Source organism: Edaphobacter flagellatus, from assembly GCF_025264665.1.
Lineage (GTDB): Bacteria > Acidobacteriota > Terriglobia > Terriglobales > Acidobacteriaceae > Edaphobacter > Edaphobacter flagellatus.
This window is the reverse complement of the sequence record NZ_CP073697.1, coordinates 1,709,285-1,727,334: the sequence shown is the minus strand read 5'-3', so window position 1 is coordinate 1,727,334 and position 18,050 is coordinate 1,709,285. Positions and strand designations below refer to the sequence as shown.

Annotated in this window: 11 protein-coding genes; 7 read left to right on the top strand and 4 right to left on the bottom strand. The window is 55.8% G+C overall.

Features of this window, described 5'->3' with window-relative positions; translation table 11 throughout:
* Positions 1-22 precede the first annotated feature (22 nt).
* The gene (locus KFE13_RS07280; RefSeq protein ID WP_260706502.1) at positions 23-466 is read right to left on the bottom strand and encodes a DUF1772 domain-containing protein; all 444 of its coding nucleotides are present in this window, start codon (positions 464-466) and stop codon (positions 23-25) included.
* A gap of 100 nt (positions 467-566) precedes the next feature.
* Between KFE13_RS07280 and KFE13_RS07275 the strand changes: the two genes are divergently transcribed.
* The 7 genes from KFE13_RS07275 to KFE13_RS07245 all read left to right on the top strand — a co-directional run bounded on the left by KFE13_RS07275 (position 567) and on the right by KFE13_RS07245 (position 13,854).
* Positions 567-911 carry a winged helix-turn-helix transcriptional regulator gene (locus tag KFE13_RS07275; RefSeq protein WP_260706501.1) on the top strand — a complete coding sequence of 115 codons (345 nt, stop codon included), beginning with the start codon at positions 567-569 and terminating at the stop codon, positions 909-911.
* Between the two features lie 34 nt (positions 912-945).
* Positions 946-1,368: a hypothetical protein gene (locus tag KFE13_RS07270; RefSeq protein ID WP_260706500.1), complete on the top strand. Its 423-nt coding sequence runs from the start codon at positions 946-948 to the stop codon at positions 1,366-1,368.
* Positions 1,369-1,420: 52 nt separating this feature from the next.
* Entirely contained in the window at positions 1,421-3,538 is a 2,118-nt protein-coding gene (gene ligA / locus KFE13_RS07265) for an NAD-dependent DNA ligase LigA (protein WP_260706499.1), read from the top strand.
* Positions 3,539-3,861: 323 nt separating this feature from the next.
* On the top strand, positions 3,862-6,027 hold the full coding sequence (fusA, locus tag KFE13_RS07260; protein ID WP_260706498.1) for an elongation factor G: 2,166 nt from the start codon (positions 3,862-3,864) through the stop codon (positions 6,025-6,027).
* A gap of 188 nt (positions 6,028-6,215) precedes the next feature.
* Positions 6,216-7,412, top strand: coding sequence for an OmpA family protein (locus KFE13_RS07255; protein WP_260706497.1), 1,197 nt, complete (start codon positions 6,216-6,218; stop codon positions 7,410-7,412).
* A 206-nt stretch (positions 7,413-7,618) separates the two neighbouring features.
* A complete protein-coding gene (locus KFE13_RS07250; RefSeq protein WP_260706496.1) occupies positions 7,619-9,445 on the top strand; it encodes an ABC transporter ATP-binding protein in 1,827 nt (608 codons plus the stop codon).
* A 44-nt stretch (positions 9,446-9,489) separates the two neighbouring features.
* Positions 9,490-13,854 carry a glucoamylase family protein gene (locus KFE13_RS07245; RefSeq protein ID WP_260706495.1) on the top strand — a complete coding sequence of 1,455 codons (4,365 nt, stop codon included), beginning with the start codon at positions 9,490-9,492 and terminating at the stop codon, positions 13,852-13,854.
* Positions 13,855-13,872: 18 nt separating this feature from the next.
* Here KFE13_RS07245 and KFE13_RS07240 read toward each other — a convergent pair whose 3' ends face one another.
* The 3 genes from KFE13_RS07240 to KFE13_RS07230 all read right to left on the bottom strand — a co-directional run bounded on the left by KFE13_RS07240 (position 13,873) and on the right by KFE13_RS07230 (position 17,995).
* Entirely contained in the window at positions 13,873-15,189 is a 1,317-nt protein-coding gene (locus KFE13_RS07240; RefSeq protein WP_260706494.1) for a glucoamylase family protein, read from the bottom strand.
* A 44-nt stretch (positions 15,190-15,233) separates the two neighbouring features.
* Positions 15,234-16,832, bottom strand: a complete 1,599-nt coding sequence (locus KFE13_RS07235) for a GH39 family glycosyl hydrolase (protein ID WP_260706493.1) — start codon at positions 16,830-16,832, stop codon at positions 15,234-15,236.
* 110 nt (positions 16,833-16,942) lie between these two features.
* Positions 16,943-17,995: a LacI family DNA-binding transcriptional regulator gene (locus KFE13_RS07230; RefSeq protein WP_260706492.1), complete on the bottom strand. Its 1,053-nt coding sequence runs from the start codon at positions 17,993-17,995 to the stop codon at positions 16,943-16,945.
* Positions 17,996-18,050: the final 55 nt, after the last annotated feature.

The window sequence follows — 18,050 nt, the reverse complement described above, 5'->3', positions numbered from 1 at the left end:
TCCAGCATACCGCGCCTGCAAACTATCGCAGCAGGCTGTGTACGACGAGAATCATGGCAACCACAAGGAGCAAAATTCGCAGGCGGTGGAGGTTCTCCCACCGCTGGTGCTCGACGACCCATTGCGGCGAATCGTCGGGCTGGAGTGCAGACATGCGGTTGTTGATGGGCACCAGCAGAAGAACAGAGAAGAGAATCGTCGCGGCCCAGAGTGCGGAAGCAGTTAACAGGGGCGCGAATGCGGCCTGTGCTTTTCGCAGAACAGTTTCGGCGATCAGCAGGATGAGACACGCGCTGTACCAGAAGGGCATGACTCGCCCAAGCGAGCGCGCAAAGAGACTCACTGCTTTTGCCCTCGCGCCAGGCTCCAGCTGCTGCATCGCTGGATTGATAAATAGAGATACGGTGAGTTCGTTGCCGACCATAAGGCCGATGATGACGATCGTGGCGATATCAAGCATAGACATACAAGCTGACTCCTGTTCTGGTGCTTCAGATGAGAGGGGAGAATCGCCTATTCTGGTTCATAAAGTGAACCTGACAAATTTGTCAGTGTGAGGTGATTGGATGGCGGTTTCAAAGAAAGAGATCTCACCTTGCCCGATTGATGCCATGCTCTCCGTGATCGATGGCCGTTGGAAGGGGACGATTCTTTGGAGGCTGCTTGATGGGCCTATGCGAACGAGTGAGTTGGCACGCAGTATTCCCCAGATCACGGAACGTATGTTGATCCGTCATCTTAAGGAACTGACTCACGATGGAATTCTTGTGCGCGATAAGACCAGGAGAGGCGCGACCGTAAGGTACACCATCTCTGAGTACGGAATGACGATGCTGCCGGTGCTGGAATCGATATGCGCCTGGGGCCGCATCCATATCGCAAGACAGCAGAACGTCCCGGCAAGCGAATAAGGATCCTCTCCCGTATTCTGTTTGTATGCCTGCATTGCCAGTGACTGAGCCGGAGATCGATGCATTTCTTGCGGCCTTTGAAGGATGCACTCTCCCAAAGGAGCAGTGGACCCATGCCGCGCATCTGCTGACGGGCGCCTGCTATGTGCATGCGATGGACCGCGAGGCGGCGCTTTGCAGGATGCGTGAATGCGTCCGGCGGTACAACGAATCGGTAGGCGGAAAGAATACAGAGACGAGCGGATATCACGAGACGATCACGGTGATGTGGATACGTCTGCTGGATCGTCTCAGGCGCGAGGCGGGCACGATGGATCGGGCCTCGTTCGCAGCGCTTGCCGTCAGCTACTTTGCTGCGCGCAGAGATATATTCCGCGACTATTACGATTTCGATGTCGTTGCCTCCACGGAGGCGCGGCTGCGTTGGGTTGAGCCTGTCTTGAAGCCGTTGGACTGAGTGACGAAGCGGCCGATGCTGCATCGGCAATCTCTCTATAATCGAATCCGTTATGGCGACTGCATCTTCGATAGAACAACAGATTGAGGCGTTGCGCGAGCAGCTTCGCCATCACGAATATCTCTACTACGTCCTCGATGCGCCAGAGATCTCGGACGCCGAGTATGACGTGCTGATGAACCGGCTGAAGAAGCTGGAAGGGGAGCATCCGGAGATGCTAACGCCGGATTCGCCGACGCAGCGTGTCGGTGGCAAGCCACGCGAAGGCTTCGCCAAAATGGCGCATTCGCGGCCGATGCTTTCGCTGGACAATGCTTACAACGAAGAGGAGTTGCGCGCTTGGGACCAGCGGGTGCGCTCGGGACTGCCAGCGTCGGAGAAGGTAAGGTATGTCTGCGAGTTGAAGCTGGATGGCCTGTCGATGGCGCTGCAGTATGGTGCCGCGGCGAAGGCAGCTGCCCAGCTGGAGCGCGGGTTGACGCGTGGCGATGGTTCGATCGGCGAGGACGTAACCTCGAACGTGAGGACGATTCGCTCGATCCCCCTTAGTGTCGCCGCGAAGAAGCTCGAGACCGCAGGGTTGCCGCAATCGTTTGAAGTGCGTGGCGAGGTGGTTCTGCCGCAGGCAGCATTTTTGAAGATGAATGAAGAACGCGTTGCAGCGGGTCTGGCCCCCGCCGTCAATCCGCGAAATGCCGCTGCGGGAACGATACGGACGCTGGAGCCCAATATCGTGGCACAGCGCCGGTTGGATTTCTATGCCTACTTTCTTCTGCGCGATGGCGACACGTTTCTGCCTACACACACGGAAACACTGGAAGCGCTGAAGACGGCAGGATTTCGCGTCAATACGCATGCGAAGACCGTCGATTCCATTGATCAGGCCGTGAAGTTTATTGCAGATGCCGAGCCGCTGCGCGAAAAGCTGGGGTACGAGATCGATGGTGTCGTACTTAAAGTCGATGCGACTGCCCAGCAGCGCCGTCTGGGCTTTACGGGGAAAGCCCCGCGATGGGCGATTGCGTATAAGTTTCCTGCACGCGCTGCGATTACGCAGCTGGAAGATGTTCTGTTCCAGGTGGGGCGCACGGGCAAGGTGACTCCCGTGGCCGCGCTTGCACCGGTGTTTGTCGGTGGTACAACAGTCACGCGCGCAACGCTGCATAACGCCGACGAGATTGCCCGGCTGGGCGTAAAGATTGGCGACTACGTAAACGTCGAACGCGGCGGCGATGTGATCCCGAAGATCGTCGAGGTCGTCGACGATAAGCAGCATCCGCGCGGGACAAAGGAGATCGTCTTCCCCGCAAAGTGTCCTGTGTGCGAGACGGAGCTGGTACGCGTGGAGGGAGAAGTTGACTGGCGCTGCGTCAACAGCTCATGCCCTGCTCGCGTTCGTGAGGAGCTGCTGCACTGGGCCGCGCGCGGCGTGATGAATATTGAGGGTCTGGGCGACGCGATGGTCGCGCAGCTTCTGGGACAGAGCGCAGTGCTTGAAGAGCTGAATGCTCAGGGGGCTGATGAGGAAGAAGTTGCACCTGTCGTCCCGCGCACGGCACTGATTCACAGCATCGCCGATCTCTATCGGCTGAAGCGTGAGCAGTTACTTAGCTTGGAACGTGTAGGCGAAAAGACGGCCGATGCGCTGTTGGCGCAGATCGGGCGCTCTAAGGAAGCTGGCCTTGCTCGAGTGCTTCTGGGGTTGGGAATCCGTTTCGTCGGGGAGCGTACGGCGCAGCTGCTGGCGGAGCACTTTGGCTCGATGACAGCACTCATGGAGGCGTCGGTCGAAGATCTGGAGGCAGTAAACGAGGTTGGGCCCAAGGTGGCGCAGGCCATCGTCGACTTTTTTGCGATCCGCAAAAATCAGCACCTGGTAAAAGAGCTTGCCGCTCTTGGGCTTGTAATGACCGCAGAGAAAAGAGTGGTTGGAACCGCCATGGCCGGAATGACCTTTGTCTTGACTGGTACCCTCCCGACGCTGACCCGCGATGAAGCCAAGTCGATGATTGAAGCGGCTGGCGGCAAAGTCTCCGGGAGCGTGAGCAAGAAGACGAGCTTCGTAGTAGCAGGAGAAGAGGCTGGCTCAAAGCTCGAAAAGGCGGAGCAGCTAGGAGTAAAGGTGCTGGACGAGGCCGCTCTGCTGGAGATGCTGAAGACGCAATCTTAACCGTGGCGAGCTGAAACTCGCCCATTGACGCCGCCGTCTCGATATGTGATAGCATCCGTGTCTCGTTGAACGGGTCGATTGGCCCGTAACGGCGAAACATCTGAGTTTGGGGTGCCTCCATCCATGGAATGGATGAGCAAACCGACGATGCCGGTGACCCAGCGCTGGCAGAGACGACCGGTGCATCCGGGGCGCAGCGCATTCCCTGCGCTTTGCAGCACGTATCAGAATCCGCTCAAAAGCAAAACGATAAATACGACGCAGCGGAATCGAGCTGCGTTCCTTCTGTTTGCAATAGAGGCAGAGCCGATGGAGGAATCCGTATGAGGGTCTATACAGGAAGCGATATTCGCAATGTGGCCGTGGTGGGTCATGCGCACAGCGGAAAGACATCGTTGATTGCCGCCATGCTGCACGCAGCAAAGATGACTCCCGAGCTTGGGCGTGTGGAAGACGGCTCTGCCGTTACGGCTTACGACGACGAAGAAGTGGCCCGGCAGACAACAATGTCGAACGCCGTGGCCTTCGCGGAGTGGAGCGGAGTCAAGGTGAACCTCGTCGATACGCCAGGATTCCATATGTTTGTGCATGAGGCGCGGACGGCGATGATGCCCGTCGAATCGGCGCTGGTGGTCGTCAACGCCTGCTCTGGTGTCGAGACGATGACGGATAGGGTATGGAAGTATGCGACGGAGGTGGCGCTGCCTCGTGCCATCGTCGTAAATCAGCTCGACCATCCCAAGGCCGACAGCCGCATCGGGCGCGACCAGATGATCGAAGCGATGCAGGCGCGATGGGGAAGGCAGGTTGTTCCTATCGAGCTTCCGATTGTGGACGAAAAGGGCTTTCATGGCGTCGTCGATCTGGTCACGATGAAAGCCTATCTATATCAACCGAACGGCAACGGTCGTGGAGAGCCCGGACCCATTCCACCCGCTCTTGAAAACGATGCCCAGAAGGCACATGAAGCTCTGGTGGAGCTGGTGGCAGAGGGCAAGGATGAGCTGATGGAGGAGTTCTTCCGCGAAGGCACAATTCCCGAGGAGCATTTGATCGCTGCCTTGCATGAGGCCATTCGCGAGGATCGCATCTTTCCCGTGCTGTACACCAGCGGACTTAGAAACGTTGGTACAGATCATCTGCTGGATTTCTTGAAGATATATGCACCAGCTCCGGCAGAGCGTGTTCCCATTGCCGCCCGCGCGGCACGCACTACGGCCACAAACGGCAACGGAGAAGCGAAGGCTGGTGACGGTCTTGCTGCGCTGGCGCATGAAGAGATGGTGATGCGGCGCATGGATGACAAGGAGCCGCTCGCTCTCTATGTCTACAAAACCATGTCCGATCCATTTACTGGAAAGATCTCGTTCTTCAAGGTTGTAAGTGGCGTGGTGAAGAACGATATGACGGTACAGAACTTTACGCGGCACGAGCAGGAGCGGTTAGCGCATTTGTCTGTAATGCAGGGAAGGAAGCCCGCAGAAATCCCGGAGCTCCATGCGGGTGATCTTGGAGCAGTGCCGAAGCTGCGTTCGACGCTGAGCGGCGATACGCTCGGCGATCGACAGCACGAGATCTTTCTTGAGGCTGTCACTGCGCCTGAGCCTGTGATGACCTATGCCATCGAGCCAAAATCGCGTGCAGACGAGGACAAGCTTGCACCCGCGCTCCATAAATTGATGGAGGAGGATTCGATGGTGCGTTTTTATCGCGATCCCCAGACGAACGAATTTCTCGTAGCGGGCTCTGGGCAGACGCACATCGAGGCGATCGTCTCCAAGCTGAAGAAGCGCTACCACACGGAGGTAACGTTGAAGGCTCCGAAGGTGCCTTATCGCGAGACGATTCGCGGATGCGCCGAGGCGCAGGGAAGACACAAAAAGCAGACGGGAGGGCATGGGCAATTTGGCGACTGCAAGATCAGGTTGGAGCCTCTGCCGCGCGGAAGTGGTATTGTGTTCGCAAATGAGATCTTCGGCGGCGCGATTCCACGGCAATTTGTGCCAGCAGTCGAAAAGGGAATTCATGAGTCGGCTGCGAGAGGGTTTCTCGCAGGCTATCCCGTAGTGGACTTCAAGGTGACGGTCTTCGACGGTAGTTATCACGATGTGGATTCAAGCGAGATGTCCTTCAAGCTGGCCGCGCGAATTGCCTTCCGAAAATGTATGGAACAGGCAAAGCCCTCGCTTCTTGAACCGGTGATGCGTGTTGAGATTGAAGCGCCGGATGAGTTTTCCGGAGCGCTGCTGGCCGACCTCAACAGCCGGCGTGGTCGCGTGCAGGGCATGGATAGCTCAGACACGGGAACGGTTGTCCGAGCGGAGGTCCCAATGGCGGAGATGTTGAATTATGGGTCCTCGCTGACTTCGATCACGCAGGGAAGAGGAAGTTTTCGTATGGATATGGATCACTACGATGTCGTGCCGCAGCACCTCTCGGAGAAGATTATGGCGACGGCGAAGCGGCCTGTAGGCGACGAGGAGGAATAGCATGGCGAGTTAAAGTCAGGTAAAACCTGCCCTCTTCGGGATGCAATGATGTGGATTGAGTCTATGATGGGAGACCGCAACAATCTTGACGTCTCCATGCAAAGGTCGTTGCGAGTTCAGTTTGTGTTGAAAGAAGAATTTGGGCCGCGAAAGAGAGACACACACGAAAAGAAAAGAGGAGGATTTTCATGTCCAGCTCAATCATCGATAGTGTTATGGGTTTCATTGGGCCTCAGGTGACGGGTGCCGTTGCCTCTCAATTGGGCGAATCGAGCGCGGTTGTACAGCAAGGCTTGCAGGGCAGTGCAGCGGCAATGCTGTCTGGCCTGATCGCGAAAGCCGATGAGCCTGGATTTTTAAGCCAGATCTTCAGCATGCTCACGAACCCGTCTACAACAAGCGCGCTTTCTGGTTTAGCTTCTAACCCTTCGGCAATTACGACTGCAGTGGCTGGATCGCCTCTCGGCGATCTCGGCGGGAAGTTCCTCTCCATGCTCTTTGGCTCTCGTCTGGGATCGATAACGGACTCAATCGGTCAAGCCGCTGGAATAGGCTCAGGCAAAGCATCGAGCCTTCTGACAATGGCAGCTCCCTTGGTGCTCGGAGGCTTGAGCAAATTTGTCCGCGACAATAACGTGAGCGCCACAGGGTTGCTCTCTTCGTTGAAGAGCGAAGCGCCGAGTCTGCAAGGATTTTTGCCTGCGGGGTTCCGTAATTTGCTGGGCGGAGGAATTCCCAGTCTCGCGGCGGCGGCACCGGCTGCAGCTGCATCGACCAGCCGTTGGCTGTGGCCTGTGATCGTGCTTGCTGCCTTGTTGTTGGCAGGCCTCTGGTTCTTCAATCGCTCCAAAGCGCCCGTGACCGAGACGATGCAGAACGCAGCGAACACTGCCTCCTCTGCAGCCTCTTCAGCTGCATCGGCGCTGGGTGACTTCTTCAAGACAAAATTGCCGGATGGCGTTGAATTGAACATCCCGCAATTTGGTGTCGAGAACAAGCTGCTTGCGTTTATTCAGGACAGCTCGAAACCGGTGGATTCGACGACCTGGTTCAATTTTGATCGCCTCACTTTTGACACCGGAAAAGCGACGCTTCAGCCAGCTTCACAAGAGCAGCTGAATAACATTGCAGAGATTCTTAAGGCCTTCCCAAATGTTCACCTGAAGATTGGCGGTTATACCGACAATACAGGGGATGCCGCAGCAAACCAGAAACTCTCGGAAGAGCGTGCGAAGAATGTCATGAATGAACTGGTCGCCAAGGGGGTCGATGCTTCGCGTCTCGAGTCCCAGGGCTACGGCGATCAATACCCGGTGGGTGACAACGCAACAGAGGAAGGACGCCAGCAGAATCGCAGGATCGCGATGCGGGTCACAGCAAAGTAGACTGAAACGTTGAATTGGGACGAAGCGGCTGGGGCTCACCAGCCGCTTTCGTTTTTTGGAACAAGCAGTTACCTGTGTGCTGCTATCCAACGTGCGCGGGATATCGCGCATCCATCCTTAACAGGAATGATGCAGTAGCCGGCGAGCGCGCAATCTTTCTTGATGCATTCCAATAAAGCGATCAAAATAAAGCGAATCAATAAGATATGAGCGACCGTCAATACCCTGCAAAACCCCAGAGCCCGTGGCTGGAACGCGTACGCGCATTGCGTAATGTGCCGCCCGTGCTCCGTATTCTCTGGGACTCTGGCCCGTGGGTGGTGACATGGGGGCTGATATTACGTGGTTTTGTCGCGGTTCTGCCCTTTGGTATCGCGAAGGTTGCGCAATACATCCTCAATGACATCTCCATTGCACTGCATGGGCATCCGCTCGCTCCGAATTTCTGGACGCTGGTGGTCGCAGAGGTGGTGCTCAATGTTCTTCTTGGTCTCCTGCTGCGTGTGATCGATTACACCGATGCGTTGCTGGCGAACCGCTACACGCAGTTGGTAAGCGTGCGCGTCATGGATCAGGCATCGCGGCTCGATCTGACGACGTACGAAGATCCTGCTTTCTATGACCGCCTGGAGCGAGCGCGTGTGCAGGCGACCGACCGCCTGGTGATGATTCAGCAGATGGGGCGTCTCGTGCAGCAGGTCATTACCACCATCGCTTTTTCTGCTGCGCTTGCCTGGGCATCGCCGTGGCTTGTGTTGTTGCTGCTGCTCGGCGTGCTTCCGTCATTTTTAGGCGAGACGCACTTTGCCTTTTTGGGATATGCGAAGAATTTTCGTCAGACTCCGGCCAAGCGGCAGATGGACTACCTGCGACAGGTCGCCGGCAGCCGTGAAGGTGCGAAAGAGGTCAAGCTGTTCGGCTTGCATCGCTTCTTTACCGACAGATTCAAAGCGCTTGCCGATCGAATCTATCGCGAAGATGTCGCACTCGCGCAAAAGAAGCTGTTTCTCGGTGGCCTGCTTGGAACAATCGGCACACTGGGTTACTACGGCGCTTATGTTTACGTAATCTGGCGCACTCTCGGCGGAGGATATGACATCGGCCAGTTTTTCTTTTTGACAACAGCGATTCAGCAAGCCAGCTCAAATCTTCAGCAGGTCTTCTCGACCGCATCCGGTATTGCAGATCAGGCATTGTTCCTGACCGATCTGCTGGCGTTCTTCCAGATGGAGCCAACTGTCGATGCAAACCCGCAAGGTCACCGATTTCCTGCTGCGATTGTTCAAGGTTTTGAGTTTCGCAATGTCTCGTTTGCGTATCCCGGTACGACACGCCGCGTGCTGAAAGACTTCAATATGGTGCTGCGTCCCGGTGAGCGCATCGCATTGATTGGAGAAAACGGGCAAGGCAAGACGACCGTGGTGAAGTTGATTACGCGGCTCTACGATCCGACCGAAGGCCAGATTCTGCTGAATGGCGTCGATCTGCGCGAATACTCGCTGGAAGATCTGCATCGTCATATCGGCGTCATCTTTCAGGATTTTGTGCGTTTCGAGATGACAGCGCGAGAGAACATTGCTGTCGGACGTGTGGACAAGCCCCACACGCAGTTGGAACTTGAGTCCGCCGCGCAGAAGAGCCTCGCAGACACGGTCGTCGGAAAACTTGCGGGTGGCTATGATCAGATGCTCGGCCGCAGATTCGAAGGCGGCGTTGAGCTTTCTGGAGGAGAGTGGCAGAAGATTGCATTAGCAAGAGCTTATCTGCGCGATGCCGAGTTGCTTATACTTGACGAGCCGACAGCGGCTCTTGATGCACGCAGTGAGCTTGAGGTCTTTGAACGCTTTGCTGAGCTCACCGAAGGAAAGATGGCTCTGCTGATCTCGCATCGCTTTTCAACTGTTCGTATGGCAGACCGCATTGTTGTCTTGTCGGGTGGCCGCCTGATTGAGGAAGGTAACCATCAGCAGCTTATGGCGGCGGGCGGCGTCTACGCTGGCATGTTCGAGATGCAGGCGGCTAGTTATAGATAGAGCTCGATTATTTATCTGGAAATCATAGAGGAGAAAAGTTTCGAATGGCGTTGTCCTCAGAAGATACGCATACCTCGCCGCTAACGGCTCCTGTGCAGGAGACGGCGTCCGCGGGGCTCCCGGAAGAACCGGTTACGTCTGAGGCGGATCTGCGCCGAGCAGGCGACGAGCTTGCGCAAAGGTTGCGATCCGGCGGTTCTGTCGAGAGCAGCGAAGATCTCGTGCGTTATCTGGAAGGCTTGCAGTCTCGCTTGAGCAAGTCGGCACCTCAGTGGAAGATCGGCACTTCAACAACTGAGCTGACACCGAAGCTGGAGCTGGTCGAGAGCACACGGATGTTTGAGTCTGTTGTTCCGCGGGGCAGCGGTGGCAAGGAGATGTTTGCGAAATTACCCTTCGTGAACCTGCCGCCCACAGGAAATCTGCCTAGAGTGATTCATGTAGCCAGAGGTTATATTGCGAGCGCAGATGGAATCTGGTCCACGAAATCGCTGACAGCCTTGATCGATCAGTTCCAGCGACATGAAGCGCTGACGCTACGCGAGATTCAACTGTTGCCGGACGCTTTGAAGCTGGCGCAACTGGAGTTCATACTCAATCGCGCCGAAGAGGTTTTTGCAAGCGGCCAGATGCCTCCCATAGAGCAGTCGCCATTCTCCGCTCCAATCCATAGCCTGAGGCGTCTGAATCAGACAGAATGGCACGAGGTTCTGGAGCCGCTGATTGCATTCGATGCCGTGCTTCGTCAGGATCCCGCAGGTGTTTATGCCTCGATGGAAGAGGAGACGCGCGCAGCCTATCAGCTGCGTGTAGCCGAGCTTGCACGTCATGCGGATACCAGTGAGCTGCAAACAACCCAGGTCGCTCTGGACCTTGCGCATATGGCCTCGCGAGCCAGCCACGACGATGCGACGATGGCCCTGCGTAAATCGCACATTGGCTATTATCTGATGGCTGAAGGCCTGCGCGAACTGAAGGCGCGTATTGGCTATCATCCTCCTGCGCTCGAACGCTTGCGAGATATTGTGCGCAGCTACAGCGAGGAGTTCTATATCCTCGGCACCTTTGTGCTGGCCTTGTTGCTGATTACCGCAATCATTCTGCCTCTGGTGCCCCATAACGATTTCTGGTCTGTTATGGCAGCGCTTCTCCTGGCAATGTTGCCTGCAACGCAGGGCGCCGTTGATCTTGTGAACGGAAGTATCTCCGCCCTCATGAAGACAGAAGCACTGCCGAAACTCGATTTCTCAAAGGGTATTCCGAGTGATGCAGCGGCCCTCGTCGTTGTTCCAACCCTGCTATTGCATGAACGCCAGGTGGAAGAGCTGCTGGAAGAGCTGGAAGCGCGCTATCTGTGCAATGAAGATCCAAACCTGCATTTCGCTCTATTGACCGATCTTCCCGATACCTCCATACGCCCGCTCGATCCGGACGAGGGTCCTCTCGTGGATATGGCGGCGCGTGCGATTACTACGTTGAACAAAAAGTATGCAGGACGTAAAGGCGGATCATTCTTTCTCCTGCACCGGCATCGCGTGTTTAACTCGCGTCAAGGCGCATGGATGGGGTGGGAACGTAAGCGCGGCAAGCTGCTTGATCTTAATAAGCTACTTCTTGGCGAACTGGACAGCTTTCCCCGAAAAGTCGGTCCGCTCGCTACGCTGGAGCGCATTCACTACGTCATTACGCTGGATTCAGATACGCAACTCCCTCGAGGAACAGCCGCCCGCATGGTGGGGACGATGGCGCATCCGCTGAATCGTGCGATCATCCATCCACGTCTGCGCATCGTCACAGCTGGATATGGCATTCTGCAACCGCGAGTCGGCGTCAGTGTCTCGTCGGCATCGCGCTCACGTCTCGCGGCTCTCTACTCTGGAGAGACAGGTTTCGATGTCTATGCTCGTGCCGTCTCCGACGCTTACCAGGATCTCTTCGGCGAGGGTATCTTCACAGGCAAAGGCATCTATGATCTGAACGCATTCCATCAGGTGCTCGATCACCGGTTCCCGCGAAACGCTCTGCTTTCGCACGATCTGATCGAGGGGGCCTACGCGCGTGCCGGTCTGGTGTCGGATATCGAAGTCATTGACGATTACCCGTCGCATTATTCGGCGCACACGCGACGTAAACATCGCTGGCTGCGCGGTGATTGGCAGATTCTTCGCTGGCTCTTCAACTCCGTGCCCGATGAATACGGACGCATCGTTCCCAATCCCATCAGTACCATCTCACGCTGGAAAATTCTGGATAATCTGCGTCGCAGCCTGATTGAGCCGGTAGCTTTTCTGTTATTCGTCTTCGGCTGGTTTTTTCTGCCCGGCGGCCCCATGTATTGGACCGCAACCGTACTGTTGCTGGTATTGCTCCCGGGAATCATTCAGTTCGGCTTCAACTTCATTCGAGCCGTATTCAATGGAAGCCTGGCGGTGTTGCGTGATGCATTCGCAACGTTGTGGTCGTCACTCGGCATCACGCTGCTGAATCTGATCTTTCTTCCGCATCACATGTTGCTCTCGCTCGATGCCATCATCCGCTCGCTCAGCCGAACCTATCTTTCGGGGAGGAACCTGCTGGATTGGGAAACTGCCGCTCAGTCTGAATCAGGGAGCAAGCGCGGTTCACTCGATATGTACCTGAAGCTCTCACCCGTCATCGCTTTGACGATTGCTTTAGGTCTCCTTCTGGCAAGACCGCAGGCGCTGCTCGCTGCCGCTCCTGTACTGATCCTGTGGGCGCTCGCCCCCGCGGTCGCTTCATGGTTGAACTCATCACCTCGCTCCGAAGAAGGACCGCTGAAGGCTGTTGACCGGGAATTTCTGGAGAGGCAGGCCCTGTTAATCTGGCGCTATTTCGCTGAATTCGGAGGCCCCGAAAATCACTGGCTGATTCCTGACAATGTCGAAGAGTCTGGCACATTCCAGGTGAGGAAGCTTTCGCCGACGAACCTTGGAATGCTTCTCAACGCGCGGCAAGCAGCCTGCGAGTTTAACTTCATTACGCTCGATGCATTCGCTGAGGCAACGCTTGGCACGCTGAACACCTATGAGCGCCTCGAGAAGATGAACGGCCACATCTATAACTGGTACGACATCGAACGGCTGGAGCCGATCATGCCGAAGATTGTCTCTGCCGTAGATAGCGGAAATCTCGCTGCTTCTTTTTATTCGCTGCACGCCGGTACGTTAGACCTGCTGAAATCACCCCTTTTGCGAGAAGAAGTTTTGCGGCAACAGGTGTTTGGTGCGAAGAGCAAAGCGGGAGATTGGGTTGACGAGGAACGCCGTCGCTCACGAGAAAAAGGGGCAGCATTCATCGAATCCTATGCACCCTGGCTCGATGCGAAGTTCAGCGTGTTGTTGCATCACGCTTCACTCGCCGAGATTCACAAGATTCCTGCGGTAGGTGGAAGCGCAAAATTTGTTGCAGAACTGGAGCGCCGACTAGCCGAATTCTCCGGAGTAAATGCGGATGGCTCCGATCTGGGCCCGCTTGCGGCTGAGTTGCGATCTCTGTTGCCATCGGCGCGAGAGCGGCTCACAAAGCTCATCCATAATCTTCTGGAGATTGCCGAGCGTGCCGATCGTTACGCAAATGCCATGCAGTATGGGTTTCTTCTGGTCGAATCGCGAAAGCTTCTCTCAATCGGGTATGACGGCGTCTCCGGCCAGCTGTACAACGCTTGCTACGATCTGCTGGCATCCGAGGCCCGCATGGCTTTCTTTCTTGCAGTAGCCAAGGGAGATATCGATCAGGAGTCATGGTTCAAGCTCGATCGATCGCATGTTTTGGTCAAAGGACGCGCATGTCTGGTCTCATGGACTGGAACCATGTTCGAGTACATGATGCCTGCGCTCTGGATGCGGTCTTACGCCAATACATTGATCACAAGGTCGCTTGAGTCCGCCGTGCGCATTCAGCGCGATCATGTAAAACATATTCCCTGGGGCATCTCGGAGTCTGGTTTTGCCCAAACGGATCCAGCTGGGAGATATGGATACCAGGCCTGGGGCATTCCACAGCTTGCACTTAAATACGGAGCGCAGGACGGTCCGGTCATCTCGCCCTATTCCACGTTTTTAGCGTTACCGATGCTGCGCGATGCTGCGATTGAAAATCTTCGGCGCATGGAATCGATGAATTGGGTTGGCGACTACGGCTTTTACGAAGCCATCGATTACACCGAAGGGCGCGAGCCGCAGCTCGTGCGCTCATGGATGGCCCACCATCAGGGAATGAGCCTGCTGGCCTTGGCTAACCTTCTGCGCGATTCATGTTTCCAGCGGTGGTTCCATGCAAACGCGATTGTGCGTGCTACAGAACTTTTGCTGCATGAAAAGCCGCTGAGCAAGCAGTCGCGCGAAGCTCTGGAAGAAGCCGCTCCCGCAAAGATTGCAGCTACATCTTGAGGTGTAGCTGCATAGAAATCAATAACTGCGGAACCCCGCCAGCTTCATGGCCTTTGTCGTTTCGGCGTTCTGCATAAAGGTCTTCCACACAAAACTCGTGCGCAGATTCTCTGCCATTAGCAGGCTGATTCCAAGGTCGATACCCAGAACATCGGCGTCATACCACGACAGACTAGGGTGCAAAGCATCGCATGGCCCATAGCGCCCCCAGGCATACTCTCCATATTTCGCTTTGAGCGAACGAAGAACGCGCAAACAGTCTTTCGCTAAAAAAGGCAACGAGCCTGCCGTCGCGCACGGAACAACGGATCCGTCGATGGGACCCATCAGCGGTGGGCCTCCCCACGCGGTGTAGCCATGTATCCAGTCCGATGCTGTAATGCCCCAGTAGTCTTCGCTGTATCCACGATTCAGGCCGAGGCAGAAGGCCTTGTGCGCTCGTACCGCCAGAACGGAGTTCGCGAAGTAATCCGTGTACGCATCGCGCTTCCTGTAGAAGTCAAACCACGCATGCGAGTAGAGATGAATAAATAGAGGATCGTGTCCGCTGATGAAGTTGAACTTGTCGAATCGCACACGCGGCCGGGAAAAGTTATTCCAGTACGAGGGGTCGATCGGATGCGTCGGCGAGCCAATAGCCAGCAGATACAGCATCATCATCTCGGCATAGTGGTCCCAATGCTGCGAAAGAAATCCGGTCGCCGGAAGCCAGCCAAGCGCGAATGTCTTGCTGTTGTTCAGCATCCAGGGCCAGTCGACCCGGTTGTAGATCTGCGTTGCGAGGTCCGTGATCTTCGCGTCCTTGAAATAAGCGCGGCAGGTCAGAACTCCGCAAAGCAGAATTGCCGTGTCGATCGGCGACACCTCGATATTCAAAAGAGGAAGGCCCGTCTTCACATCGTTGAAGTGATAGTAAAAGCCATGCTCCGTCGGCATCGGCCGTAGATGGAACTGCAGCGTTGCGAGCACGCGCCGGCGAATTTTATCGGTAGGAAAATAGCGGCGGCTGTCTGCGATGCAGAGTGCCGTAAGTCCGAAGCCCGTTGCTGCAATGCTGGAAGCAAAGCGTGAATCCATCTGCCCATTGGTAGTTCGATTATTCGCCCGGTCCAGCACCTGCCCTGTTGCGGGATCAGCTTGCTCGTAAAAATAGAGGCACGCCTGGCGCACCATCTCATCAAGGAACGCCGCATCGGCCTCATTCAGTTGCGTCGGATGCGGTTCTGCGAACAGCGGTTGGCTGGCAAACTGAGGCACGGACAAACCTGCGAATGTGCCCGCAAGCAGACGAGTTGCTTCGCGACGCGTGATACCGTGTGTCGGGCCAGCCCTCATGCAGAAGCCACCATCAGGAGATTGAAACCTATCGACACTCGAGTTTATCGCGCCGTCCTGTTCTTTCTGACAATGACAACGGCCAGACCCTGTGGAGGAACCTCGATCGTCAGGTCGCCGTTCTGTAAGGATATTTGTTTGGGAGCCGCTGCCTGTCCTGCCGCGCGAAGGTTCTTAATCTGTTCGCGCGACGGAAAAGCAGGACGGCCCATCGCATCATAGGCTTTGATCACATTGCCGTGGTCCTCATCGACACGCAGAAGGGAACCCTGCGCAGTAGCCGCAACTCCCGCAAGATGCAGATGAAAAACCTTCGACGGCCCGCGACTCGCCGGCGGAGGCGTATACGAGGCTCCCGTTCCATCTGGCGGAGCATAATTCCAAAGCGCAATAGCAAGTGCGCCATCAGGCCGCCGCGTCGCAAGTACAGAGTCCGATGCAACCGGCAACCGTCTGTCGCCCAGTTCATGCAGCATGGCGAATGCGTTATAAGCAGGCTTGGGAATATTGTTTTCCGCAAGGATGCCGAATCCGCCGTAAAACGGAGTTCGCACCACGCCCTGTTCTTCAAAAACGTCTGAGAAGGTCCAGTAGCTCATCCCCTCCGTAAGCCCATCGCACTGACTGATCGTCGTTGCGAGCCATGGTCCCATGTAAATCGTATCGGTCACATTCGGCTCATTGGCATAACTGGCGTTGTACTCGCTGAAGATGAGCGGAGTCGACGGCAGCGGCGAAGCGGCAATCTCATCATGCACTTTGCGAACGGAGCGGCATACCATGCGGTCGCGAGGAATCACTTCATCGCTATGGAAAACATCCTTCGCCGTGTCGTTCGCATAAACATGGCTGGAAGCGAAATCCACTGGTACGTTGTTCTCTTTGCAGTGGCGAAGAAACTCTCCCGTCCACGCCGCCTGTGCTGTCGAGGGCCCACCAACACGCAGCCGATCGCTGACACTCTTCAGTGCCTTCGCCGTATGGTCGTACAGCTCAAAATAAGACGCCTGCGCTGGCTTTCCCGCCCAGAAGTCGATGTTCGGCTCATTCCAAACCTCGAAGTACCACTGCGAAACTTCCTCGATACCGTAGCGCTCCACCAGATGCTTCGCAAACGCTGCGATCATCGCGTCCCATTGCGCATAATCCTTCGGCGGCGAGACATTCTGCTTGTACCAGAACGCGTGCAAAGCTGCCGGATCGGATGCCAGTTTCTTCGGCATAAAACTCAGCTCGACAAAAGGTCTCACACCTTCATCCAGCAAACCGTCATAGATCTGATCGATGTACGAAAAGTTATAAATCCCGGTATTTGTCGACGAGCTCGCAGTTGCATCTTTCATCTGCGCAAACTGAATGGGGCGCCGGTCAGGATCGTAAAGACCGACCTCGTCCATAAAGATGCCGTGAAAGCGTACGGCTTTAATCGCTGTCACTTTTTTTGTCGCCTGCAGATCACGCCGGTAGCTATCGCGCAGTGAAAGGATCGCCCTCCCCGAGCCGAAGATCGTCTCCCAAAAATGAGGAAAGGGTGTGCCCTCTGCATGCGCATCGATAAGAATCGGCTGCTCCCGCTGACCCTGCGCAAGCAGGGGAACAGCGCCTAATAGGAAGTAAGCTGCAACGGAATAGAGTCTCCGCATAAAATTTTCTGGACAGTAGTTGATCATGCTTTGAACGCTGAATTCCTGTTGATCTGTCGTTAAAAAACACTGCCAATTTAGATGCAGCATTAAGCCAGATCAGCGATCTTCTATCGCATGGTCTTTGCTTTTTTGTGGGCCGCAGGGGCCGTCGATTCGCGGATGATCAGCTCCGGCTCCACCTGGACCACATCTGGAATCGCCTCTCCTGCCAGCTTCTTCAGCAGCATCTCCGCAGCAGTACTTCCCATCTGCTGCAGCGGCTGCCGAATCGTCGTAAGGCTCGGAATCTGGTAAGCCGCAGACTGAATATCATCGAAGCCTATAACGGACACATCGTCCGGCACGCGCAACCCGGCCTCATGCAGAGCGCGTATCGTTCCCATCGCCGAAACATCGTTGAAGCAGAGCACCGCAGTGAACGCATGCTTGCTTTGAATCAGCTTGCGAATGCCCGGATAGCTGATCTCTGGCGAATGCGAATCCTTCGAGAGATAGATCATCAGGTCATCATGAATCTCTACGCCCAACTCTTTGGCCGCTTTTAGCGTTGCGATCCAGCGCGTATCCGCGTCCGAGCTGAACGGCTGTCCATGCATAAAAGCAATCTTTTGATGCCCCAGCTTGCGCAAATGTGTCAGCGAGAGCCGCGCCCCGCGTTCTTCATCCAGCAGAACATTCGAGATCCCCGGAAGAGTCGTATGCCCGGCTACAGTGACAGTCGGCAGTGCAGGCGCCGTCTCGAGCAGTGTATCGATCGCCAGAATGCCATCGACTCCACGCAGTCCAAGCAGATTCGGATACGTCGAGACAAGGTCTTTGCGATGGCGATGATGGACCGTGAAGTAAAAATACCCGCGCTGCACCAGCAGATCACCCACTCCCGAAAGAACCTGCGAGTGATATCCCTCACCCAGCTCCGGTAAAAGGATGCCGATCGTCTGCATGCGTTTCCCCTGCAGCGAGCGCGCGATCATGCTGGGGTGATAGTTGAACTTCTGCGCTGCTTCTCGCACGCGCATGCGCGTGGCCTCAGGGATCGCTCTTCCCGGCGTATTATTCAGCACAAACGAGACGGTCGATGGACTTAGCCCCAGGTATTCGCCTAGCATTTTTAGGCTGACCTGACGAGGACGTGCTGGTGGAGAAGGGCGTTTTTTCATACGAGCGCAGACGGCTCCTGTCCAAGCTTATCAACACGTCTGAAAGAAGCGAGCG